Source organism: Flavobacterium sp. 9 (assembly GCF_002754195.1).
Taxonomy (GTDB): domain Bacteria; phylum Bacteroidota; class Bacteroidia; order Flavobacteriales; family Flavobacteriaceae; genus Flavobacterium.
Window position 1 is genome coordinate 1,023,916 of the sequence record NZ_PEEU01000001.1, and the last position, 26,556, is coordinate 1,050,471.

Consider the following 26,556-nt stretch of genomic DNA (forward strand, 5'->3'; position numbering starts at 1 on the left):
TGGAATTTGGGATTTTATATATTGTGAATTTATCGAGACTTTAGTCTAAAATAAAACTAACACTTACGTTTGCAGTAACTTCGATTTCACCAATTGCTAAAGTTTCATTTGAAGCTCCAGCAGAATCCGCCGCCATAGATTTCATAGAAGCATACATTGGTTGTGGGTGATAAACCTGTGTATTATCAGAAATTGTATAAGCTTTACCAACTTTTTGACCTAAAACCGAAACATAATCTTCTGCTTTTGATTTAGCATCTTTTATTGCCAATTTTCTAGCTTCTGTTTCAAGTTGAACTAATTTAGAAGTTTCAAAAGAAACTCTGTCTATACGATTGATTCCTTGTTGAACCAAACCTTCCATTAATTCGTCGTATTTAGACAAATCTTTCAAAACAATTTCTACAGTTTGAGTAGCATTATAACTTGTTTTCTTTTTCTCATAATCATATTGAGGATTAAGAGCTACTTGTTTTGTTTTGAAATCTGCTGTAGGAACATTCATTTTTTTAATGAATTTCAAAACAGCGTCCATTTTCTCGTCGTTTTGCTTTTTGACATCTTTAGCATTATTCCCTTTTGTTTCAACAGTTGCTGAAATACAAACCTGATCAGGTGCTACTTTTACTTTTCCTTCTCCATTTACATTTATCTGAGGAATTTGTTTGGTTTCTTGAGCGTAAGACATAGTCATAAACATGATTGTTAAAAATAATACTACTTTCTTCATTTTTGTTATATTTAAGTTATTTGATAATGACTTTTCAAAAGTTGTGCCATTAATTATAGTTTTCCCAATTTTGCCATTACGAAAAGTATAAAAATAGGGATTGCCAAGAGAACAACCATTAAAGTATGATCAGCAAATAATGAAGGTTCTTTTATCAAAGTTATCAAATAACCTCCTATGGCACCTCCAAAGTGTGCTGTATGTCCAATGTTATCATTTTTGGCACGCATTCCATATATAGAATACAATAAATATAAAATTCCGAATAAATATGCCGGTATTGGTATGACAAAGAAAATTCCTAACATCATATCCGGCTGAAGCAATATCGCAGAATACAAAACTCCCGTAACTGCTCCCGAAGCTCCAACGGCACGATAACTATAATCATTTTTATGAAAAAGCATCGTTAACAAACTTCCGAAGATTAAACTTCCAAAATAAACTAAAACAAAAGAAATAGTTCCCAACCATTGTATTACAACCGGCGCAAAGAACCAAAGTGTTAGCATGTTAAAAATTAAATGCATCATATCAACATGCAAAAATCCCGACGAAAGCATTCTGATTTGTTCTCCGGAACGAATACTTCCAACATGAAACTCGTATTTTCTAAAAAAAGAAAGATCATTAAAACCTTTGTAACTAATCAAAGCATTAGCTACTATAATTCCAACTAAAATGGTATTCATAAAAAACATTTAATGTGAATTGTAAATATAGTCATTCTTAAACATATGTTAGCGTCAAAGCAAAATATCAATGGTTATTCATTTTTAATTTATATTTGTAAAAAAAAATACATGCAATTTCTCGTTTATATATTAGCCTATCCTTTTCTTTGGCTAATCTCAATTCTTCCTTTTCGAATATTTTATTGTTTTTCTGATGTAGTCTATTTCATTATTTACAGAATCGTAGGTTACCGCAAGAAAGTTGTTCGTGCGAACCTAGCATTGGCTTTGCCACACCTAAATGATGCAGAAAGAAAAGAGATCGAAAAGAAATTCTACCAGCATATGTGCGATATGTTTCTTGAAATGATCAAAACCATGAGTATTTCGGCAGAAGAAATGGACAGAAGATTTAAAGTAACGAATATTGATCTTGTAAACGAATATGCAAAAAAAGGCAAAAGCGTTATTCTTGTAGCTTCCCACTACGCAAGCTATGAATGGCTTTTGACGATTAATCCTAAAATTGATTTTCGCGGAATTGCCGTTTACAAAAAAGTAGCAAATCCATACTTTGATAAATTGGTTCGAAAAATTCGTTCCAGATTTGACACAGAATTGATTGAAACCAGAAAAGCAATTCCAACAATGGCTCAAAATCAGCGTGACGGAATTTTAAGTATGTACGGTTTAGCAAGTGATCAATCGCCAAAACTTGACAGGATTTTTCATTCTATGAAGTTTATGGGAGTTGAAGTTCCTGTACATACAGGCGCCGAAATGCTGGCAAAAAAATACGATTTAAGCGTTGTTTTTGTAAAAGTAAAAAAAGTACGCCGTGGTTATTATGAAGCTACAATTATTCCAATTGCAGATAATCCAAAAGATTATGAAAATTTCGAAATCACCGAAAAATATCTAAGAGAAGTTGAAAAACAAATTTATGAAGCTCCCGAATTTTATTTATGGACGCACAAAAGATGGAAACATCGTGTTGAATAATCTTTCATAATAACAAAAAGGTCAAAAAAAGTAACATTCTTTTTTTGACCTTTTTCTTTTCGAAAAACAACAAAACAATTAAACATACTATTTGATCTGCTGAAAACTGATTTTGATGTGTTTTTGTAATATTTTTTCCTTAGTCAGGAAAAATCAAAAATTACACAAACAACATAAATTTGGAGTTAGAAAATTTATTACTCCAAACCCAAATCAAACCTAGTAATCATGATTAAAAACCTACTTTTTACATTTATCATAATTTCGATTTCCAATGCTTCTTTTGCTCAAAGTCCAAAACGCGGAATTGCTTATGGCAATAACTCAACATCTGATTTATTAGCCTTAAAACCCGGAGTTTCATGGTGGTACAATTGGGGATCTTTACCTGAAAATGATACCAACACAAATTATGAATCTATTGGTGTAGAATATGTTCCAATGACTTGGAATGCCGTCAGTGATGCTGACGTACAAGCTTTTATAAATAAAATAAAACCAGGCGCGAAATATTTACTTGCTTTTAATGAACCTAATTTTAATGATGGCGCAAGATTAACGCCTCAGGAAGCTGTAAACGCTTGGGCAAATGTAGAAAAAATCGCTGCCGCCAAAAATCTTGAAATTGTAAGTGCTTCACCTGCTTACAATGGTCCTGATAATTATGGTGGTTTTTCGGATCCAGTTGCGTGGCACGATCAGTTTTTTGCTATCTGTCCAAAATGCAAAGTCGATTATATTGCTTTTCACACTTATGATAGTTCAGCTGGAGCAGTTATTGGCGTTACGGGACTTCTTAAAAAATACCGTAAACCTGTTTGGGTAACTGAATTTGCGAACAGAGTTATTCAGACTTCTGCCGAAAAAATTGCGTTTATGAAAGAAATTCTAACCAGTTTTGAAAACGATCCTGATATTTACAGATATTCATGGTTTACAGGAAGAGTTCCTGCAACCTGGACAGATATGCTTGAAGGACAACTTCTTGCTCCGGAAAGAGGGGTTTTGAAACCAATTGGCACAGAATATATAAATGCTTCTTATACCGATAAAAAGATAAATGTTCCGGGAAGAATTATTGCCAACAAACATTATCGCAGAAGTGGTACCGGCTTGCAAAACACAACAGACTCAGGAACTGGTCAAAATGTATGTTTTATAAATGAAGGCGACTGGAACGAATTCCAACTAAATGTTGCCAATGCCGGAACTTATAATCTGACTTTTAGAGTTGCTTCGCCAACAATTACAGGAAAATTTGATATTATCGTAAATGATATTGTCGTAAAAACTGGTGAAACTTTTCCAATAACTGGCGGATATCAAACCTTTGCAGATAAAATAGTAAGTGGGATTACATTGCCTAAAGGACAAGTTTATTTGAAGATTAAATTCAAATCAAATGATATGAATTTTAATTACATTGATGTTGCTCAGGCAAATTTAGGTGTAAACGATCCAACTTTCGAAAAAGATACTTTTACCATTTATCCTAATCCTGTTAAAAATCAATCTATACTTCATATAAAATCTGTAGATACAGAACCGTTGTCAATAAAAATTGTCGACATGAAAGGAACACTTTGTTTCTCTTCAAACTCTTATTACACAAATGAAGATATTAAAATTGGAGATAAACTTTCAACAGGAATTTATATTTTAACAGTAAGTTATGGTTCCGTAAAAAAATCCTTGAAAATCATCAAAGACTAAGATTGAAGTTTTACCGCAAAGTGCGCAAAGTTTTTAGTTTTACTTTGCGCATAGCAAACACAAAGTTCGCAAAGCTTTATATTGATTTAGCTTTGCGTACTTTGCGAAAAACCTTTGCACACTTTGCGGTTAAATTTTTAAATACGTTTTACAAAAAAACACCTCTTTCATTAATTTGAAAGAGGTGTTTTTTTTATAATGAATTGCCGTAAATTAAATCCCTGCAATTGCTTTTATCTCATCAATAATTCGAAGAGCCAAAACATCAGCTTTTTCCTGAGAAGGAGCTTCAGTATAGATTCTGATAATTGGTTCTGTATTTGATTTTCTTAAATGTACCCATTCTGTAGCAAAATCAATTTTTACACCATCAATTGTCGTGATATCTTCGTTTTTATATTTTTCAGTCATAGCAACCAAAATCGCATCAACATCAATTTGTGGAGTTAATTCAATTTTGTTTTTGCTCATATAATATTCAGGATATGAAGCTCTCAATGCCGAAACTGACATTTTTTTATTCGCTAAATGCGTTAAAAATAAAGCTACTCCAACCAAACTATCACGTCCGTAATGAGATTCAGGATAGATAATTCCACCGTTACCTTCACCACCAATAATAGCGTTATTCTTTTTCATTAATTCCACAACATTCACCTCTCCTACTGCACTGGCTTCATATTTTCCACCGTGAGCAACTGTTACATCACGCAAAGCGCGAGACGATGACATATTCGAAACTGTATTTCCAGGAGTTTTACTCAAAACATAATCGGCGCAAGCCACCAAAGTATACTCTTCTCCAAACATTTCTCCATCTTCGCTGATAAAAGCCAAACGATCAACATCAGGATCTACAACAACTCCAAGATGCGCTTTTTCTTTAACTACCAATTCAGAAATATCAGTTAAATGCTCTTTTAAAGGCTCTGGATTATGAGGAAAATGTCCGTTTGGTTCGCAATATAATTTTACAACTTCAACGCCCATTAATTCTAATAATCTTGGAATAATAATTCCACCTGAAGAATTTACACCATCAACAACCACTTTAAATTTTGCAGCTTTTACAGCTTCAACATCTACTAATGGCAAGTTTAAAACTTCGTCAATGTGGATATCCATATATGCATCATTGATTGTAATTTCGCCTAAATTATCAACATCCGAGAAATCGAAAGCCTCAGCTTCTGCAATTTCTAAAATTTTAGCTCCTTCTGCACCGCTTAAAAATTCCCCTTTTTCATTCAGTAATTTCAAAGCATTCCATTGTTTTGGATTGTGAGAAGCTGTCAGGATAATTCCACCATCAGCTTTTTCTAATGGGACAGCAACTTCTACAGTTGGCGTTGTAGAAAGTCCAAGATCAATTACATTAATTCCTAAACCTATTAAAGTATTTACTACAAGATTGTGAATCATCGGTCCAGAAATTCTGGCATCACGACCAATTACAACCGTTAATTTTTCTTTTGAAGTATTGTTTTTCAGAAAAGTACCATATGCCGATGCAAATTTTACAGCATCAACAGGAGTCAGGTTATCTCCAACTTTTCCACCGATTGTTCCTCGTATACCTGAAATTGATTTTATTAAAGTCATTTTTGTGAGTTATGGTTATTTTTAGTACAAATATAAAAAAGTTGCTGAGTTACTTAGATGCTAAGGTGCTAAGATTTTTTAAAAAAGATGCTAAGTGGCTAAGATGCTAAGTTTCTGAGATTTTAAATAAACTAAAATGTTAAGTTTATATTGCATGTTCTTATTATAAAACCGATCTGAAAAAGTTTTCATACTTTTACTAAAACAAACTTAGTCTCTTTGCCTTTAAGTCCCGAAATTTTGGGACAATAACTAAAAAAACTTAGAAACTTAGCACCTCAGAACCTTAGCACCTCACAAAAAATGAATTTCCTAGCCCATATATATCTTTCAGGTGAAAATGATTTAATTAAAATTGGCAATTTTATGGCCGATGGAATTCGCGGAAAACAATTTGAACATTTTCCTGAGGATGTCCAAAAAGGAATTATTTTACATCGTTTTATAGACACTTATACAGATTCTCACGATATTTTCAGGCAAAGTACCAAGCGTTTACACGAAAAATACCATCATTATGCCGGCGTAATCGTAGATATTGTTTACGATCATTTTTTGGCAAAAAACTGGGCAAAATATTCCGATGAAAAACTGGATCTTTTCATTAATCGGTTTTATAAATCATTACATGAAAATTATCCTATTCTAACGGAAAGAACACAGAACTTAATGCCAACCATGATTAGAGAAAACTGGCTTTGGAGTTATCAAACCACGGAAGGAATTCAGCATATTTTAACACAAATGGATCGAAGATCAAAAAATCAATCCAAAATGCAATTTGCGACTCAGGAACTCAAAGATTTTTATGCCGAATTTGAATCCGAATTTGATCTTTTCTTTGAAGATATGCAAGCTCAAGCCAAACAAAAAAGACTTTCCTTATAGAATCTAACCGATTCCAGAAAACATATTACAATACTTTTTATGAAAAAAATCACATTATTATTCAGCTTTATTTCTTTTTATTGTTCTGCTCAGGAAGCTGTAAAACCAACGGGTTTAGTAGCTACAAAGGCAATGGTTGTTTCGGCACGTCAGGAAGCTTCAAAAATTGGAGCGGACATTATGAAAAAAGGCGGAAATGCGTTTGATGCAATGGTTGCCACCGAATTAGCTTTAGCAGTTGCTTTTCCGTATGCAGGAAATATTGGCGGCGGTGGATTTATGGTTTATCGAAAAGCAAATGGCGAAGTTGGATCATTAGATTATCGCGAAAAAGCTCCGCTAGCAGCAACAAAAGATATGTTTTTGGATAAAGACGGAAATGTAATCAAAGGAAAAAGTACCGAAACCGCTTTAGCAATTGGTGTTCCCGGAACAGTTGCAGGAGTTTTTGCTGTTCATAAAAAATTAGGTTCATTACCAATGTCCGAAATTTTAAAACCTGTTATTGCTCTTGCCGAAAGAGGTGTAATTGTTACGCTAAAACAGCAAAAACAATTAGAAGCTTATCATGATGCAATTGTAAAGGCAAATGGTCCAAATACGCTTATGGCAGGGAAATTCAAAGAAAATGATACGATCAAATATCCTGCTTTAGCCAATACTTTGAAACGTATTCTAAAAAACGGAAAAGATGAATTCTATAAAGGTAAAACTGCCAAAATTTTAGTAGAATATCTTCAAAAAAGAGGCGGAATTATTACGCTAAAAGATTTAGCTACTTATGAAGCAAAATGGAGAAAACCATTACAATTTAATTATAAAAATTTAAAAATCACGTCAATGTCGCCTCCAAGCAGCGGCGGAATATGTCTGGCACAAATCATGAAAATGATCGCTCCATATGATTTATCAAAAATGGGACACAATTCTGAAGAATCTATTCAGGTAATTGTTGAAGCTGAAAGAAGAGCTTATGCAGACAGAAGTCAGTTTTTGGGCGATCCTGATTTTGTAAAAATTCCAATTAATGCTTTATTATCTGACACATATTTAAAAGACAGAATGTCAAGTTTTAATACCAACAAAGCCAGTTTATCATCTGATATAAAAGAAGGGAAAGTAACGTATAATGAAAGTACAGAAACTACACATTACTCTATTGTAGACGCTCAGGGAAATGCTGTTGCAGCAACTACGACAATAAATGACGGTTTTGGGTCTAAATATTATTGTGATGAATTAGGTTTCTTTTTAAACAACGAAATGGACGATTTTAGTGCAAAACCAGGATCTCCAAATATGTTTGGTTTAGTAGGAAATGAAGCCAATAGTATCGCTCCGAAAAAAAGAATGTTAAGTTCAATGACGCCAACTATTGTTGAAAAAGACGGAAACTTGTTTATGGTTGTTGGTTCGCCTGGAGGTTCGACGATTATTACAACTGTTTTGCAAGCGATTCTAAATGTTTATGAATATAATTTGAGCATGCAGGAAGCTGTAAATGCACCACGTTTTCATCATCAATGGCTTCCGGATTTAATTACTTTTGAGCCAAATGCTTTTGACACAACAACGATAGATAAACTAAAAGCAAAAGGATATTTAATCAACGAAAAAACAACTCCGGTAATTGGAAAATTGGATTGTATTTTGGTTTTACCAAACAAAAATCTTGAAGGTGGTGCCGATTTCCGTGGAGATGACACAGCAGTTGGATTTTAATTTAGTTTCCAATTTTCATTTATATTACAACATTATGAACTAAATTTGTGGTTTCCCTAACTCTTTACAAACAGAATGCTAAAAAAATATTTTAGAAAACTAGAAAGCATTATCGCTTTAGGACAGTCATTGATGACGCCAAAGCAATTTATTTTTTTATCAAGTGTTTTAATTGGTATTTCTTGTTCTTTGGCCGTAATCGTTTTAAAAACTTTTGCGCATAGTGTTTTCTCTTTTGCGACTTATATCAACGGAATCTTAAAGTTAAGTTTCATCAACAGTATTTTGCCAATTATCGGTATCGTACTAACTGTTTTTGTAATCAAAAGAGTTCTAAACGGATCTATAGAAAAGGGAACTTCGCAAATTTTATACGCTGTTGCTAAAAAAGCAAGTATCATCCCGAAGAAACAAATGTATGCGCAAATTGTTACTTCTTCACTTACAGTAGGTTTGGGAGGTTCTGCGGGTTTAGAAAGCCCGATCGTAATTACAGGAGCAGCTTTTGGATCAAACTTTGCCCAGAATTATAAACTACCTTATAAAGACAGAACATTATTGATTGGTTGCGGTGTTGCAGCAGGAATTTCGGCAGCTTTTAACGCTCCAATTGCAGGAGTTTTGTTTGCAATAGAAGTTTTATTGGTCGATGTAAGTATTTCGGCCTTTACTCCTATTATGATTTCGGCGGCTACAGGTGCTTTGGTTTCTGCAATTGTTCTGGATGAAACGATCTTATTATCTTTCAAAAAACAAGAAGCTTTTAATTATCATAATATTCCATTTTATGTTCTTTTAGGATTATTAACCGGTTTTATGGCCGTTTATTACGCCCGAAATTTTCAAAGAGTAGAGCATTATTTTTCTAAAATGAAAATCGGTGCGTACAGAAAAGCATTAATTGGTTCTTCATTATTGGCATTATTAATTTTCATTTTTCCAACTCTTTTTGGTGAAGGTTACGAAAGTATCAAAACACTTTCAGAATCAGATCCTGGAAAAATATTAGACAATACATTGTTTGGCGATTTTAGAAACAATCAGTGGGTTTTACTGCTTTTTGTAGGTGCTACAATGATGGTAAAAGTATTTGCTTCAGCATTAACACTAGGAAGTGGCGGAAACGGTGGAAACTTTGCTCCATCCCTATTTTTAGGATCATATTTAGGGTATTTTTTCTCTAAATTCTTCACTTTAATTGGTTTAGCTAAATTGCCAATAAGCAACTTTACAATGGTTGGAATGGCAGGTATTTTGAGCGGATTATTTCACGCGCCATTAACCGCTATTTTCTTAATTGCCGAAATTACTGGTGGTTACAGCCTGATGATTCCTCTTATGATTGTTTCATCAATAAGTTTTGCGATTTCTAAACGTTTCGAGAAATATTCTCTTGACGTAAAAGGTCTTGCAAAAAAAGGTCACGCTTTTACCAGTAATAAAGATTCAAACATTTTATCTACTTTAGATATTGACACTATAATTCAATGTGATTATCTGACTGTACATCCCGAAGAAAACTTAAGCAAACTGGTTGATTTAATTTCACATTCAAATCAAGTTGTATTTGCCGTTGTAAACAATGAAAAAGAATTGGTTGGTATCGTTCATTTTAATGATATCCGCGAAATTATCTTCAATACTTATCGCGTAAAATATACCTTGATTAAAGATGTAATGAAAACTCCGGCAGCCACTATTTCGTCTTTTGACAGTATGGAAATAGTAATGAGTAAGTTCGAAAAATCAAAAACAGCCTTTCTTCCGGTTATCCGAAATGATAAATATTATGGATTTATTTCCAAATCTATAGCACTTGAAGCCTATAGAACTAAGCTGCGTTCTATGACAATAGAATAAGCTTAATATCGGATAAGTTAAAAATTTTAGTTATCCGATATTAAGAAGTATATTTGTAGGAATATGTGGAACATTGACCTAACATACAGAGAAGAATTTCAATCGACATTTGACAGATTGTACCAAAAAAGGCTTGATTTGCAAAACAGCAGACCATTGCCCAATATTGCTTTGCACAAAATACGCGAGAGCTTATCACTAGAGTGGACCTATAACTCCAATAGCATCGAAGGAAATACTATGAGTTTGCGAGAAACCCAAATGGTAATTCAGGAAGGTATTACTATAAAAGGAAAATCACTCAGAGAACATTTCGAAACTCACAATCACGATAAAGCAATTGATTATTTATATTCAATTGTCGACGATAATTATAACCTTCGAAGCATCGATATCCTTTCGATACACGGATTGGTTTTACGCTCTATCGAAGATGATTTTGCAGGACGTTTACGAAACGGTGGTGTTCGTATTTCAGGCGCTAATTTCATGCCTCCAAATGCCAATAAAGTTTCAGATTACTTAGATGAATTAATTGATTTTGTCAATACAAATCCTCTGGGTTTAAACGATATTGAACTGGCTACGATTTATCATCATAAACTAGTCTGGATTCATCCTTTCTTTGATGGAAACGGTCGTACAGTTCGTTTGAGTATGAATTTATTATTGATGCGTTGTGGTTTTCCTCCGGCAATTATCCTCAAAAATGATCGAAAAAAATATTACGAAGCACTTAATCAGGCTAATGGCGGTAATTATCAGAAACTAACACTTTTGATGTGTCAGGCGCTGGAACGTACACTTAATATATACTTAAGTTCAATGCCGGGAAGTACTTATGATTATCAACCCATACAAAATATTGTAAGCGAGCCAGAAACTCCTTATGGTCAGGAATACGTCAGTTTACTAGCCAGAACCGGAAAAATAGACGCTTATAAAGAAGGTCGAAACTGGTACACAACCAAAGAGGCCATCGAAGAATATATGGCAACCCGAAAAAGAAAACGCTAACTTAGGTTAGTGTTTTTTGTTACTATTTGTAACATAAACTTTTGCTATCGAGCACAAAAAGAACAAATCAAAGTGGTAACTTTGCGTTTTGCTCAAATTTATGTTAGAAAAAGACAATACTATTGAAGTTCTTGGTGCAAGAGTTCATAATCTGAAAAATATCGATATTTCTATTCCGCGTGAAAAACTGGTTGTAATTACCGGTCTTTCTGGTTCGGGGAAATCATCTTTGGCGTTTGATACCATTTATGCTGAAGGACAGCGTCGTTATGTTGAAACATTCTCGGCTTATGCCAGGCAGTTTCTTGGTGGTTTAGAGCGTCCTGATGTAGATAAAATTGACGGACTTTCGCCTGTAATCGCAATTGAACAAAAAACAACCAGTAAAAGCCCGCGTTCTACCGTTGGAACTATTACTGAAATATATGATTTCCTGAGACTTTTATATGCTCGTGGTGCTGACGCTTATAGTTACAACACAGGCGAGAAAATGGTTTCTTATTCTGATGAACAGATTAAAGATCTGATCATGCAGGATTTTAACGGGAAACGAATCAATATTCTAGCTCCTATTATTAGAGCAAGAAAAGGTCATTATGCCGAATTATTCCAGCAAATTACCAAACAAGGTTTCTTGAAAGTTCGTGTTAATGGTGAAGTTCAGGATTTAGTTTCAGGAATGAAATTAGACCGTTACAAAACCCATGATATTGAAATTGTTGTAGACAGAATGCTGATCGAAAATACGGAAGACAATCAAAAAAGATTGGCTGAAAGTATTAATACGGCAATGCATCATGGCGAAAACGTCTTGATGATTCTTGATCAGGATACAAACGAAGTACGTTATTTCAGTAGAAATTTAATGTGTCCAACAACTGGAATTTCATATCAGAATCCAGAACCAAATTTATTTTCGTTCAACTCTCCAAAAGGAGCTTGTCCGCATTGTAATGGATTGGGAACAGTTCATGAAATCAATGTTAAAAAAATTATTCCGAATCCTAAATTATCTATTAAAGCAGGAGGTTTTGCTCCGCTTGGCGAATATAAATCATCTTGGATTTTCAAACAATTAGAAGTTATTGGAGAAAAATACGGCTTCAAATTAACAGATGCAATTGAGAAGATTCCGGAAGAAGCCATGAATATGATTTTACATGGCGGGAAAGAAAAATTCACTGTAAATTCAAAAGATTTAGGCGTAACACGCGATTATAAAATTGATTTTGAAGGAATTTCACATTTTATCAAAAATCAATATGACGAAAGCGCATCAACCACTATAAAACGTTGGGCAAAAGATTTCATGGACGAAATAAATTGTCCGGTTTGCGAAGGTTCTCGTCTTAAAAAAGAAGCTCAGTTTTTTAGAGTTAATGGAAAAAATATCACTGAATTGTGTGATATGGATATTTCAGATTTAACGGCTTGGTTTCAGGATTTAAATACACATTTAACAGACAAACAACTTTTGATTGCTTCAGAAGTAGTTAAAGAAATAAAAGATCGTTTGAACTTCCTGATGAATGTTGGTTTGAATTATTTGGCTTTAAGCCGAAGTTCAAAATCACTTTCGGGAGGTGAAGCACAACGTATTCGATTAGCGACACAAATTGGTTCTCAATTAGTTGGTGTTTTATATATTCTGGATGAGCCAAGTATCGGTTTACACCAAAGAGACAATGAAAAATTGATTAAATCTTTGGAACAATTACGTGATATTGGAAATTCGGTTATTGTTGTAGAACACGACAAAGACATGATCGAAACCGCTGATTACGTGATTGATATTGGTCCAAAAGCAGGTAAATATGGAGGAGAAATTATTAGCATTGGAACTCCGGCGGAAACTTTAAAATCTAACACAATTACTGCTCAATATTTGAACGGTACAATGAAATTAGAGATTCCGAAAGAGCGAAGAAAAGGAAACGGAAAGTTTTTGAAATTGACCGGAGCAACAGGAAACAACCTAAAAAATGTTTCCATCGAATTGCCTTTAGGACAATTGATTTGCGTAACGGGAGTTTCAGGAAGTGGAAAATCGACTTTGATCAATGAGACGCTCTACCCTATTTTGAACGCTTATTATTTTAATGGTGTAAAAAAACCACAACCTTATAAAAAAATTGAAGGTCTTGAACATATTGATAAAGTAATTGATATTGACCAAAGTCCGATTGGGAGAACTCCACGTTCAAATCCAGCGACTTATACGGAAGTTTTTACCGAAATCAGAAACTTGTTTACGATGACTTCTGAAAGTATGATTCGTGGTTATAAAGCGGGACGTTTTAGTTTTAATGTAAAAGGCGGACGTTGCGAAACCTGCGAAGGTTCTGGTGTTCGTACGATTGAAATGAACTTTTTACCAGATGTTTATGTAGAATGCGAAACGTGTCAGGGAAAACGTTTCAATAGAGAAACTTTAGAAATTAGATATAAAGGAAAATCAATTTCGGATGTATTGAATATGACGGTTGACGAAGCAGTTCCGTTCTTTGAAAACATTCCTAAGATTTACAGAAAAGTAAAAACAATTCAAGATGTTGGTTTAGGATATATTACGCTTGGTCAGCAAAGTACAACGCTTTCTGGTGGTGAAGCGCAACGTATAAAACTTGCCGGAGAATTGTCCAAAAAAGACACCGGAAATACATTTTATATTCTGGATGAACCTACAACCGGATTGCATTTTGAAGATATTCGTGTTTTAATGGATGTAATCAATAAATTGGTCGATAAAGGAAATACAATCCTTGTTATCGAACATAACATGGACGTAATTAAACTTGCCGATTATATTATAGATATTGGCCCTGAAGGCGGAAAAGGCGGCGGACAATTAATCGCAAAAGGAACTCCTGAAGAAGTAGCAAAAAGCAAAAAAAGCTATACGGCGAAGTTTTTGAAAAAGGAATTAGAAGCGTAAATCTTTACAGGAAAATCTTTGCTCGACAATACCTTTGCCAAAGTTTAAAACTTTGACAAAGATTTGAAACGCATAAAAAATGAAGAAATAAAAAACAGTTTTTTTAATGAACGATAAATTAACGTTTCCACTTGTAATTCATGCAAATCCAACAAAATTAGAACGTTTTTTAAGTTTGTTTTTAATTGCTTTTATTTTTCTTCCTTTTTCTTATGGTGTTTTCACCGCACAAGGATTCTATTGTTTAAGTCTACCGTTTGGTTTCTTTGGAATGTTGACATTTAACCATTTTACAGATTATAAATTCACAACCTTAAAAATAATTCAAAAAAACAAATTCATATGTTTTACTGAGAATGAAGTAGAAATTTGGGAAGACGAAGAATCTGTTTTATACAATTGGAATGATTTAGAGAACATAAAAATAAACATAATTGCATTTAACGGTAAATGGAAAGATGAAGATGGTAAATATCACGGAATCGAAAATTATATATCATTTGCTTTTCAAGGCGTAACTCATAAATATCTTTTTTACATCGATACTTCTAAAGAATTCAATTTCTTATGGGATTATTTTGAAAAAATAATTTTACCAAAACTATATCTATCCAAGAGAATTAAAGATGAAAGTATAATTATACCATTATTAGATTATACAGAATTACAAAAATTTAAAGCAAAATATAATATAAATAGATACACTGATTTTATATATTTCAACTAAGAAATAAGAATACTCAAAAAATACAAAGTGACTAATTATTCCGTTCAAAAATAAAACAATTCATTACACACTCCAATCTATTGATAATGAATAAGAACATAAGAATGATCCTATTTTAAATGTTACATTTTAATTAATAAATACGCATTTCTGTAACAATTCTCGAAAAAAGCAGTAATTTAGTACGCCCTTTTTGCCAAAGCTTTTAATTCTGGCAAAGAGTAAGATAAAATCCATGAATCTAAAAGACAAATTAACTGGTGTAGACCGATATTTTTCGCCTAAAATTATTGATGAAGTAAACGATCAATATATTAAAGTGGCTAAAATAAAAGGTCAGGAAGTTCCGTGGCATAATCACGAGAATGAAGACGAATTATTTTACATTATAGAGGGTGAACTTTTAATGGAAATTGAAAACGAAGCTTCTTTCACGATGAAAAAAGGTGATTTATTCGTTGTAAAAAAAGGTGTAAATCACCGGGTTTCATCGGTTGAGGAATGTTCTATAATGCTGATTGAATCGAAAACTACTGAACATACCGGAAAAGTTAAAAGCAACATTACAAAATCAATTGAAGAACAAACCTATTAATTAAAAGAGAATTTTTCTTTTTTATAAAACAATATTTCAATTGAAAACCGATGCCCTAGCCCTGATGGGAATGGCATCTTCCGATTTAGAAAAACAAGGCTTTTTAGCCGTAGTTTTTGTTTATCGGGAATATAGTGGACAGCAGGAAATAGCTCCTTCTCCTTCGACTAAACTTGAGATGACAATTTAAAACGACACAGCTAGAAATAAAAATATAAATAATTAAAATACCTAAAATGAGATTAGAAGATTTTGATAATGATGAGGACAAAGTAATTCAGGACCGTTTGAAACAAAAAACGTGGAATGAAATTAGAACAAATGACAGCTGGGCGATTTTTAAAATCATGGCCGAATTTGTAAACGGTTATGAAAGCATGGGACGTATTGGTCCTTGTGTATCGATTTTTGGATCGGCGCGAACAAAACCAGATGATAAGTATTATTTATTGGCGGAAAAAATTGCATTCAAAATCAGTAAAGCTGGTTACGGTGTGATCACAGGAGGTGGTCCCGGAATCATGGAAGCCGGAAATAAAGGTGCACATTTAGGAGGCGGAACTTCGGTTGGTTTGAATATCGAATTGCCTTTTGAACAGCATTTTAACCCTTATATTGACCACGATAAAAACCTGAATTTCGATTATTTCTTTGTGAGAAAAGTTATGTTCGTTAAATATTCGCAAGGTTTTGTGGTTATGCCAGGTGGTTTTGGAACTCTTGACGAAATGTTTGAAGCGATCACTTTGATTCAGACTAAGAAAATTGGAAAATTCCCAATTATTTTAGTTGGTGTTGAATTTTGGTCTGGATTAATTGACTGGGTAAAAACTGTTTTGGTTGAAAAAATGCATACCGTAAGCCCGGAAGATTTAAACTTATTCAAAATCGTAGATACTGAAGATGAAGTAGTTGACGTATTAGATAAATTCTACAAGAAATATGACTTAAGTCCAAATTTCTAAAAATATTTTAAACATATAAATGATGTAAACTAATTTAAATTCACGTTATGCTATGCTTAAAATAACATGAACTTAGATCACTTATATGTTTAATTACATTAAATCTTACAAAAAAGTAAAGCTGTTTTTTAAAACAGCTTTTTTTATGCTATTTTTACATAAAACCAAAACAACTATACGCTCGTAACTTAAGTTATATTCATCAATATCTGAACTATCCTTGAAATCAATCTATAGAATTATATTATTTGTTTTAGTTTTATTAAGTTCGGTAAAACAGTACGCACAACATCAATCTAAGATGGAGGTGGCGGTTAATCTCGAACTCAAAACTCTAAATGTAAAACAGGATATTACGTATTATAATATTTCAAACGACACATTGAATTCGATTGTTCTGAACGATTGGAACAATGCTTTCTCTGACAAAAACACGCCGCTTGCGAGACGTTTTTCTGATGAATTTTATAGAGGTTTTCATCTTGCCAAACCCGCAGAAAGAGGAAATACTACGATTTTAAATTTATCAGATTCTGATAATATGGCGTTTGAATGGGAAAGAACAGATAAGAATCCGGATTACATTATCGTTAAGCTAAATCGGAAATTATATCCCGGACAAAAAATAGATTTGCATCTAACTTATATTTCTAAAATCCCAAGTGACAAATTTACGCGTTATGGCTTTACTCAGAATGGTGGAATGATTTTGAAAAATTGGTTTTTAAGTCCTGCAAGATTTGAAAATCATAGTTTTACAAAAAACGACAATTTCAATCTGGACGATATTGCTAATGCAAGTACTGATTATGAAATCGAAGTAAAACTTCCAAGCAGCTATTCTATTACAACTGATTTGAATTCGGTTTCAAAAGATATTACGAATCCTTCTTTTAGTACGTATTTATTTTCTGGAAATAACAGAACTGATTTTAACTTTTATATCGAAAAACAGAATACTTTCAAAAGCTATGATAATAGTCTTGTAGAAGTTTTATCGGATTTAAAAACCAAGAAACTGGATGAAATTCAAAAGGCAATTATAATTGATCGAGTTGCTACTTTTGCAAATGATTTTATTGGGAAATATCCACATGAAAAAATATTGATTTCTCAGGCAGATTATGATAGAAATCCTTTTTATGGATTAAATCAGTTACCATCTTTTATAAGTCCGTTTAGTGATGATTTTATTTTTGAGATTACTTTCTTAAAAACGTATCTGAATAATTATTTGAAGAATAGTTTACGTTTGGATCCAAGAAAAGACAATTGGGTTTATGACGGAATTCAGATTTATGCCATGATGAAATACATGGAGCAAAATCACCTGGATCAAAAGATGCTTGGACGACTTTCTGACATGAAATTGTTTAAAAGTTACAACATTACAAATCTGACTTTCAACGAGCAATACAGTTATTATTACATGTTAATGGCGAGAAAAAATCTCGATCAACCACTTGGCGACCCAAAAAATACTTTAATAAAATTCAACGAACAAATTGCCAGCAAATACCGCGCAGGTTTAAGTCTGAGTTATTTAGATGATTATCTAAATAATAATATTGTTCCTGAAAGTGTGCACGAATTTTATAATCTGAACAAAAAAGAACAAACGAATCGCTATGATTTCGAAAAAATACTAACTAAAAACAGTCCAAAAAACATCAAATGGTTTTTTAATACCATCATAGATTCACGTGATATTATTGACTATAAGTTTACAAATGTTTCGAGAACTAAAGACAGCGTTCAGTTTAAAATAAAAAATAAGACCGATAACTTTGTTCCGATTCCAGTTTACGGAATTAAGAAAAATGAAGTAGTATTCAAGAAATGGATTGAACCAAAGAATAATGATTCGATTTATGAATTTGCCCGAAAAAATGCAGACAAACTGGTTCTTAATTACGACAACGAGGTTCCGGAATACAACCAAAGAAACAATTGGAAATCTCTGAAAAGTGTTGTAATAGTAAATCGTCCTATAAAATTTAATTTTGCCAAAGATCTTGAAGATCCGTATTACAATCAGATTTTATATATCCCAACGCTGACTTATAATTTATACGATGGTTTGACACCCGGAATTCGTTTTCACAACAAAACTATTCTTGACAAACCGTTTACTTTTGACATTAATCCTGCTTATTCTATAAATGCAGGGACAATTTCCGGTTCTTCGGCATTTTCATGGAGCGAATATTACAGAAATAGTACCTTATATAATGTGCGATATTCTTTGAGTCAAAATTATTTTCACTACGCTCCAGACGCAGCATATTTCAGATTAAATCCGATGGTTCAGTTTAGAATCCGTGAAGAAAATTTTAGAGACAATAGAAAACAGCTAATACTGTTTCGTCAGGTAATTGTAAATCGTGAGGAGAGCAAATATATAACTGATAATTCAAAACCAAATTATTCGGTTTTCAATGCGCGTTATTCAAATACAAAAACCGAGTTGATTAATCATTTCAGCTACATGAATGATCTTCAAGTTTCGGGAGATTTTGGAAAAATTGCCGGAGAAGTTGAATATAGAAGATTGTTCGAAAACAATCACAAATTAAATTTAAGAATGTACGCCGGAGCTTTTATATACAACTCTACAAATTCAGATTATTTTAGTTTTGGTTTAGATCGTCCAACAGATTATCTTTTTGATTATAATTTTTACGGAAGATCTGAAAGTACGGGATTCTTTAGTCAGCAATTTGTAATGGCAGAAGGTGGTTTTAAATCAAAATTAGAACCAGCATACGCCAATCAATGGATGACAACTTTGAATGCCAGTTATTCGATTTGGAACTGGATTGAAATGTATGGAGATATTGGTTTTATGAAAAGTAAACATCAAAGTGCAGACTTTGTTTATGATAGCGGTATACGGTTAAATTTGGTTCCGGACTATTTTGAACTCTATTTTCCCGTTTATTCGAATAATGGATGGGAGGTTTCTCAAAAAAATTATGACCAAAAAATACGATTTGTTATCACTTTATCACCAAAAACATTAGTCAATCTTTTCACTAGAAAATGGTTCTAATCGAATGAATTTTAAATAAAAACCTGCATTATTATCACAAAAAACAAATTTTACGTAAAAATACCACAAAAAAAGTACGTAGTTTTTTGGTTTTAAATACAAATAATTGAATTATATTTATTTTAAAGAATTATGATTATTGATTGTTTTTAAGTAATTTCGCAGAGTAAACATGACTCTCCAAGATTATGATAAAAGAAAAAAGCAATACTACATTAACATTTGAAGATTTCAAAACTGAGGTATTGAACGACTATAGAATTGCAGTTACCAGCCGCGAATGTAGTCTTTTAGGTCGTAAAGAAGTATTAACTGGTAAAGCCAAATTTGGAATATTTGGAGACGGAAAAGAAGTGCCGCAGCTTGCTATGGCAAAAGCTTTTAAAAACGGAGATTTCCGTTCCGGATACTATCGCGATCAGACTTTTATGATGGCAATTGGCGAGCTGACTCCAAAACAATTTTTCGCAGGTTTATACGGTCATACCGATTTAGATTTTGATCCAATGTCTGCAGGAAGACAAATGGGCGGACACTTTGTAACGCACAGTTTGAACGAAGACGGATCTTGGAAAGACTTAACAAAACAAAAAAATTCAAGCGCAGATATATCTCCAACAGCCGGACAAATGCCAAGATTATTGGGATTAGCTCAAGCTTCAAAAATTTACAGAAATGTTGATGGTATCACTATCAAAGACAAATTCTCTGTGAACGGAAATGAAGTTGCATGGGGAACTATTGGAAATGCAAGTACATCTGAAGGTTTGTTTTTTGAAACCATAAATGCTGCCGGAGTTCTACAAGTACCAATGGTTATGAGTGTTTGGGATGATGAATACGGAATTTCGGTTCACGCAAAACATCAAACCACTAAAGAAAACATCTCTGAAATCTTAAAAGGATACCAACGCGACGAAGATTCTAAAGGTTATGATATTTTTAGAGTAAAAGGTTGGGATTATGCCGAGTTAGTTTCTACTTATGAAAGAGCCGGTGCAATCGCCCGCGAACAACACGTTCCTGTTTTAATTCACGTAAACGAATTAACTCAGCCACAAGGACATTCTACTTCTGGTTCTCACGAACGTTACAAAAATGCAGAAAGACTGGCTTGGGAAAAAGATTTTGACTGTATTCGTCAGATGCGTTTATGGATGATCGCCATCAATATTGCATCTCCTGAGGAATTGGCTGAAATTGATTTTGAATTGAAAAAAGAAGTTCTCGAAGCCAAAAAAGAAGCTTGGAATTCTTTTATAAATCCAATTATCGAAGATCAAAAAAATCTTTTAATATTATTGGAGCAAATTGCTGAGGCAAGCATCAATCATAAAGAAAGAATTAAAAAATACATATCTGAATTAAGCGCTATAAAATCACCTTTAAAAAAGGAAATGCTTGTTATTGCAAGAAAGATTTTACGCTTTATCGAAGTTCCAAATAGTAAAGTTATACTATCAAAATGGATCACAGATTATATTGGAATCACACAAGAAAGATTCAGCAGTAATTTATATTCTGATTCTGAGCAAAATGTATTTTCAGTTAAGAAAGTACTTCCTGAATATGCTGAAAATGCAAAAGCTGACTTAGATGGACGTATGATTTTACGTGACAACTTTGACGCTTTGTTTAGCAAATATCCAGAAACTTTAATCTTTGGTGAAGACGTAGGAAACATTGGTGACGTAAACCAAGGTTTAGAAGGAATGCAGGAAAAATACGGTGAACTTCGTGTTGCCGATGTTGGTATTCGTGAAGCAACTATTCTTGGACAAGGAATTGGAATGGCTTTGAGAGGCTTACGTCCAATTGCTGAGATTCAATATTTAGATTATTTACTGTATGCGATTCAAATCATGAGTGATGATTTGGCTACTTTACAATACAGAACCGTTGGAAAACAAAAAGCACCATTAATTATCAGAACTCGTGGACATCGTCTGGAAGGTATCTGGCATTCTGGTTCTCCAATGGGAATGATTATTAACGCTATTCGCGGAATCCACGTTTTGGTTCCTAGAAATATGACGCAAGCGGCAGGATTTTACAACGCTCTTTTAGAGACTGACGAACCAGCTTTAGTTATCGAATGTTTGAATGGTTACCGTTTAAAAGAAAAAACTCCGTTAAACTTTGGAGAATTCAAAACACCAATTGGTGTAGTTGAAACCCTAAAAGAAGGTTCAGATATCACTTTAGTTTCTTATGGATCAACATTGAGATTGGTAGAACAAGCTGCAGTAGAATTGTTGGATTTAGGAATTGATTGTGAAGTAATCGATATTCAGTCTTTACTTCCGTTTGATGTTAACAAGGATATTGTAAAAAGTATTGCCAAAACAAATCGTCTTTTAGTAATTGACGAAGACGTTCCTGGAGGAGCTTCAGCATTTATTTTACAACAAATTCTGGAAGACCAAGACGCTTATAATTACTTAGACAGTAAACCGCAAACCCTTGCTGCAAAAGAACACAGACCAGCTTATGGAACTGATGGTGACTATTTCTCAAAACCTTCTGCCGAAGATATTTTTGAAAAAGTATACAGTATGATGAATGAAGTTAATCCATCTAAATTCCCTAGTTTATACTAAAAATTTAGTTCGGTTTTGAATATAAAAAAAGCTTGTAGACAATTGTTTACAAGCTTTTTTATTTTTACTCAAACTATGTCATTGCCAGGAACGAAGCAACCACACTATTAAAACATGACGTGATAAAGCAAGTGAGATTGCTTCGTTCCTCGCAATGACAAAAAATCCGCGTCTTCGCAATAGCGAATCCGTGTCATCCGCGTGCCATCACAAAAACTAAGACTTCAAAATAGCCCTAGCCTTCTCTAAATCCTCAGCCGTATCAATCCCAATACCAACATGAGTTGTTTCGACCATTTTAATACGTTTTCCGAATTCTAAATAACGTAGTTGCTCTAACTTCTCAGAAGCTTCCAAAGATTTCATTGGTAAACTATAAAAATCTAACAAAGCTTGCTTTCTAAAAGCATAAATCCCGATGTGTTGAAAATAACGCACACCAACATCTTTATCTCTAGGATATGGAATCACTGAACGTGAAAAATACAATGCAAATTGCAATTGATCAACCACCACTTTTACATTATTTGGATTATTTATATCGTCCTCATTTGTGATTTCACGCATTAACGAAGCCAAATCAATCTTGCGATCGTCATCATTTTTAAAAACAGATAAAACCTGTTCTAATGGTCCGGCTTCTGTAAAAGGTTCATCACCTTGCACGTTTACAACAATATCAACATCTAAATTCGCAACAGCTTCAGCAATTCGATCACTTCCGGATTCGTGCTCTTTGATGCTCATAATGGCTTTTCCGCCGTGATTTACAATTTCATCAAATATCAAATCAGAATCCGTTACTACAAATACATCATCAAACAATTTTGTAGCAACAGTTGCTTCATAAGTTCTTAAAATCACAGTTTTTCCACCTAAATCCTGCATCAATTTAGCAGGAAAACGTGTTGAAGCATATCGTGCCGGAATTACAGCTATTATTTTCATTTTAAATTTATTTTTAAACGTAAACAAATGTAACTATTCGAAATTAAGTTTAAAAGAAATTACTTTATCAATAGATTTCAGCTTTTTCTAAACCGCTTGATTTTTTTATTTTACTATTTGCCCCCTTTTTTCTTCATAACTAACTGAATTACAATTTGATATTCAAAACTTATCTATTTAATTACAAAATGTAAGATTTTTTTTAAGTAGTTTTATATCAGTTTTTTAACACAAAACTTTCGTAATCAATTACTGGTAAGATATTTACAAAACAGAAAATTCTAATTTAAATTTTGGAAACCATGAAGGAAGAAATTAAAATCGCTGAAGTAGACAAAAATGATTTTTTGGAAAATGAATTACAAAATAAAGCAACAAATATTGTAAAGCTAATTGAGCAAATCACAGAACGTTATCCCCCAAAAAATGCAATAATCGACAACTCAAGTAAAACCACATATCAAAATCTTAACGAAAAAGCCAATCAACTAGCTCGATATTTACAAACCAATGGCATTCAATCAAACAGTAAAATAGGCGTTTGTATTCCGCAATCGGCAAATCGGATCATCGCTTTTCTGGCCATTCTAAAAACCGGTGCCTCCTATTTACCAATAGACGCAGATTTGCCACAATCGCGAATACAAATGATGATTACCGATTCTGAAATTGATCTTTTGTTGACAATAGATTCGGTTTTAGATAAAATAGAAAGTGGCAAAACAATCATTAAAGCATTAAACTTATTGACCGAAGAGGAATCCTTTAAAGCATTATCTGATGAAAATCTTCCAAGCCAAATATTACCCGAAAACCCTGCGTACATAATCTATACTTCCGGAAGTACCGGAATACCAAAAGGAGTTATTATTGGTCATAAATCGTTCCTGAATTTTGTACAATTTCAGGCAGATCTTTTAGGTTTATCAAGCGAAAATACGACTCTTCAGTTTGCATCTCCAAGTTTTGACGCTGCAGTAATAGACATTTGGACACCATTAATCAAAGGCGCAACAATTTATTTATATCCAAATAACAAAATTGTTGGAGAACCACTTTTGGATTTTATTGTCCAAAATAATATTGATACCATCCCACTATTACCTCCAATGGTTTTGGCTTCATTACCTCAAAACCGACCAATTGGAAATCTAAAAACAATAGCAATTGGCGGTGAAGCCTGTACTGAAAATACGGTAAAAGCATGGTATAAAAAAATCCGACTAATCAATAGCTACGGACCTACGGAAGCCACAGTTGCAGTTAGCAATTATGAATTCAAAACTGAAATCAATCCCAGAATTATAGGAAAGGCTATGCTATTTGCTAAATTATTGATTTTAGACAAAAACTTAAAACCGTCTGAATCAGGTAGTATTGGAGAACTTTATATTAGCGGTGATCAATTGGCTTTAGGATATCTAAATCGCTCTGAAGACACCAAAAAAGCTTTTATACAAACACCAGAATGGCTTCTGAATCTCAATAATAATAATAATAATAATAATAATAATAATAATAATAATAGACTCTATAAAACGGGCGACATGGTTTTGTTAAGAGAAGATGGAAATTTAGAATTTTACGGCAGAACGGACGATCAGGTTAAAATAAGAGGATATAGAATCGAATTGGCAGAGATTGAGCACAACATTTCTAAATTACCTCAGATTTCTAAAGCCGCATTAAAAGTTCAAAAAAAAGAAAATGGATTACCTACTCTGGTTGCCTTCGTTCAACTGCATGCAACAACAGATCATGAGACAAAATCATTGCAATCAATAAGAGCAAAACTTCAACAAGTAATGCCTGCTTATATGTTGCCGGACAAGTATATCGTAATCGAAAAAATGCCGCTAACTCATGCAGGAAAAATTGATAAATCTATTCTGGAAATCCCTGAGAATCCAACAAAAAGTAATACGACACCAAAATGGAAAGACGATAATCTTACTGAAATTGTAAAACATATCTGGAAAGATTTATTATCACTTAATGTTATAGATCAAGATGATGATTTTTTTGAATTAGGCGGTCATTCTTTATTATTGGCACAACTTCATATCAGTCTTCCGGAACCTATTAGAAATCGCATTACTCTTCCGGAGCTTTATATCTACAAAACCATTTCGTCATTTGTAAAAGAAGTTGAAAAACGAATGCTTGAAACAGAAGTTTCACAAAAAAAGAAAGCAGAAGAAATGATTAAAGAACTTGTAAAAGATGCAGAACTTCATATAGATTTTACCATAACCGATATTCCGAATCCTTCAGTTTTAAAAAATCCGAATTCTATTTTTTTAACCGGAGTTACAGGCTTTGTAGGATCTCATTTATTAGAAGAACTTTTGCAGCATACAACAGCAAATATTTACTGTTTAGTGCGAGCAACAACTAAAGAAGAAGGATTAGAACGAATTAAAGAAACATTTGCCAAATTCAAGCTTCATTGGTTGAATGTTTACGACAACCGAATTATCGCTATGATTGGCGATTTATCCTTACCGCATTTTGGAATGGATCAAGAGAATTATAACTTTATCACCGAAAACATTGAAGTAATTTATCATTCCGGAAGTTCCGTAAGTTATGTACAGCCTTATCCACTAATAAAAAAATCGAATATTGACGGATTACATAATGTTATCGATCTCGCTGTTACAAAAAAAATAAAATATCTGGTATTGCTATCTTCAATGGGCGTCTTTAGTTGGGGAAGACCGTTTACAAAAAAAACATGGATGTATGAAGATGATGCGATAGATCAAAATATGGCAGCAGTTTCTCGTGATTTGGGATATATAAAAACCAAATGGGTAATGGAAAGTATCGCCGAAAAAGCAAGAATAAAAGGACTGCCTATTATCAATTTCAGATTAGGTTTTGCCGTTTGTCACAGTACTTCAGGCGCTACAGTCATGAATCAGTGGTGGGGAGCGTTAATCAGAAGTTGTGTAAAGCTCAAATCATTTCCGTTAGTTATGGGACTCAAAGACGAATTGACTACAGTAGATTATATGTGTAAAGCGATTATGCATATTAGTCAAAAAAAGGAAGCTGTAGGTCTAAATTTCCACCTTTCTCCTCTGGCTGAAAATGACGTTTCACTGACTGATTTTTGTTCAAAAATGAATGAATATTATAGTACAAATCTCGAAGGAATAGAATATCATCAATGGCTTAACCAATGGAAATATGACAGCAATCTGCCAATTTATCCTTTGCTTAGCTTATTTACAGAAGATGTACACGAAGGCAAATCATTAGTAGAAGCTTATGAAAACACCTATTATTATGACCGAAGTAATACCAAGCATTTTTTAGAAGATTCTAATTTAACACCACCGCTTTTTGATAAAAAATTAATGACTCCTTACTTAGAATTCATGGGAGTATTTAAAGCGTAAAATTTCAATTAATGAGGGATAATGCTTTCTGTATTATCCCTTATATTAAGGTTACAAATGCAATATTGCTGCCAAAAACACCTAAACTGGCATCCAAATAATTCCTGTAATTAACAATT

At 33.2% G+C, this 26,556-nt stretch carries 18 protein-coding genes; 14 read left to right on the forward strand and 4 right to left on the reverse strand.

What is annotated here, in order from left to right; translation table 11 throughout:
* Positions 1-40 precede the first annotated feature (40 nt).
* The gene (locus CLU81_RS03570) at positions 41-730 is read right to left on the reverse strand and encodes an SIMPL domain-containing protein (protein WP_099708570.1); all 690 of its coding nucleotides are present in this window, start codon (positions 728-730) and stop codon (positions 41-43) included.
* 53 nt (positions 731-783) lie between these two features.
* Positions 784-1,422 carry a rhomboid family intramembrane serine protease gene (locus tag CLU81_RS03575; protein ID WP_099708571.1) on the reverse strand — a complete coding sequence of 213 codons (639 nt, stop codon included), beginning with the start codon at positions 1,420-1,422 and terminating at the stop codon, positions 784-786.
* 111 nt (positions 1,423-1,533) lie between these two features.
* Here CLU81_RS03575 and CLU81_RS03580 point away from each other — a divergent pair, with 111 nt between their 5' ends.
* Positions 1,534-2,406, forward strand: a complete 873-nt coding sequence (locus CLU81_RS03580; RefSeq protein WP_099712655.1) for a lysophospholipid acyltransferase family protein — start codon at positions 1,534-1,536, stop codon at positions 2,404-2,406.
* A gap of 228 nt (positions 2,407-2,634) precedes the next feature.
* The gene (locus tag CLU81_RS03585) at positions 2,635-4,119 is read left to right on the forward strand and encodes a glycosyl hydrolase (protein ID WP_099708572.1); all 1,485 of its coding nucleotides are present in this window, start codon (positions 2,635-2,637) and stop codon (positions 4,117-4,119) included.
* 213 nt (positions 4,120-4,332) lie between these two features.
* Here the strand turns inward: CLU81_RS03585 and glmM are convergent, their stop codons facing one another.
* Positions 4,333-5,721, reverse strand: coding sequence for a phosphoglucosamine mutase (gene glmM, locus CLU81_RS03590; protein ID WP_099708573.1), 1,389 nt, complete (start codon positions 5,719-5,721; stop codon positions 4,333-4,335).
* Positions 5,722-6,024: 303 nt separating this feature from the next.
* Between glmM and CLU81_RS03595 the strand changes: the two genes are divergently transcribed.
* From CLU81_RS03595 to CLU81_RS03640, 11 genes are all read left to right on the forward strand, one after another.
* A complete protein-coding gene (locus CLU81_RS03595) occupies positions 6,025-6,609 on the forward strand; it encodes an ACP phosphodiesterase (protein ID WP_099708574.1) in 585 nt (194 codons plus the stop codon).
* A gap of 39 nt (positions 6,610-6,648) precedes the next feature.
* Positions 6,649-8,331 (forward strand): gamma-glutamyltransferase, encoded by a 1,683-nt coding sequence (ggt, locus tag CLU81_RS03600; protein WP_099708575.1) that lies wholly within the window; start codon positions 6,649-6,651, stop codon positions 8,329-8,331.
* A gap of 75 nt (positions 8,332-8,406) precedes the next feature.
* Positions 8,407-10,191, forward strand: a complete 1,785-nt coding sequence (locus CLU81_RS03605; protein WP_099708576.1) for a chloride channel protein — start codon at positions 8,407-8,409, stop codon at positions 10,189-10,191.
* 63 nt (positions 10,192-10,254) lie between these two features.
* Positions 10,255-11,208 (forward strand): Fic family protein, encoded by a 954-nt coding sequence (locus CLU81_RS03610; protein WP_099708577.1) that lies wholly within the window; start codon positions 10,255-10,257, stop codon positions 11,206-11,208.
* A 100-nt stretch (positions 11,209-11,308) separates the two neighbouring features.
* Positions 11,309-14,143: an excinuclease ABC subunit UvrA gene (gene uvrA, locus CLU81_RS03615; protein ID WP_099708578.1), complete on the forward strand. Its 2,835-nt coding sequence runs from the start codon at positions 11,309-11,311 to the stop codon at positions 14,141-14,143.
* A 106-nt stretch (positions 14,144-14,249) separates the two neighbouring features.
* Entirely contained in the window at positions 14,250-14,870 is a 621-nt protein-coding gene (locus tag CLU81_RS03620) for a hypothetical protein (protein WP_099708579.1), read from the forward strand.
* A gap of 235 nt (positions 14,871-15,105) precedes the next feature.
* Positions 15,106-15,465: a cupin domain-containing protein gene (locus CLU81_RS03625; RefSeq protein WP_099708580.1), complete on the forward strand. Its 360-nt coding sequence runs from the start codon at positions 15,106-15,108 to the stop codon at positions 15,463-15,465.
* 40 nt (positions 15,466-15,505) lie between these two features.
* Positions 15,506-15,655 (forward strand): hypothetical protein, encoded by a 150-nt coding sequence (locus CLU81_RS26740; protein ID WP_158235310.1) that lies wholly within the window; start codon positions 15,506-15,508, stop codon positions 15,653-15,655.
* 46 nt (positions 15,656-15,701) lie between these two features.
* Positions 15,702-16,430: a TIGR00730 family Rossman fold protein gene (locus CLU81_RS03630; RefSeq protein WP_099708581.1), complete on the forward strand. Its 729-nt coding sequence runs from the start codon at positions 15,702-15,704 to the stop codon at positions 16,428-16,430.
* Positions 16,431-16,731: 301 nt separating this feature from the next.
* Positions 16,732-19,482: an aminopeptidase gene (locus tag CLU81_RS03635; protein WP_099708582.1), complete on the forward strand. Its 2,751-nt coding sequence runs from the start codon at positions 16,732-16,734 to the stop codon at positions 19,480-19,482.
* A 188-nt stretch (positions 19,483-19,670) separates the two neighbouring features.
* Positions 19,671-22,082: a thiamine pyrophosphate-dependent enzyme gene (locus CLU81_RS03640; protein ID WP_099708583.1), complete on the forward strand. Its 2,412-nt coding sequence runs from the start codon at positions 19,671-19,673 to the stop codon at positions 22,080-22,082.
* A gap of 216 nt (positions 22,083-22,298) precedes the next feature.
* Here the strand turns inward: CLU81_RS03640 and kdsB are convergent, their stop codons facing one another.
* On the reverse strand, positions 22,299-23,030 hold the full coding sequence (kdsB, locus tag CLU81_RS03645) for a 3-deoxy-manno-octulosonate cytidylyltransferase (protein WP_099708584.1): 732 nt from the start codon (positions 23,028-23,030) through the stop codon (positions 22,299-22,301).
* A 302-nt stretch (positions 23,031-23,332) separates the two neighbouring features.
* Between kdsB and CLU81_RS03650 the strand changes: the two genes are divergently transcribed.
* Entirely contained in the window at positions 23,333-26,437 is a 3,105-nt protein-coding gene (locus tag CLU81_RS03650) for a non-ribosomal peptide synthetase (protein WP_099708585.1), read from the forward strand.
* Positions 26,438-26,556 lie beyond the last annotated feature (119 nt).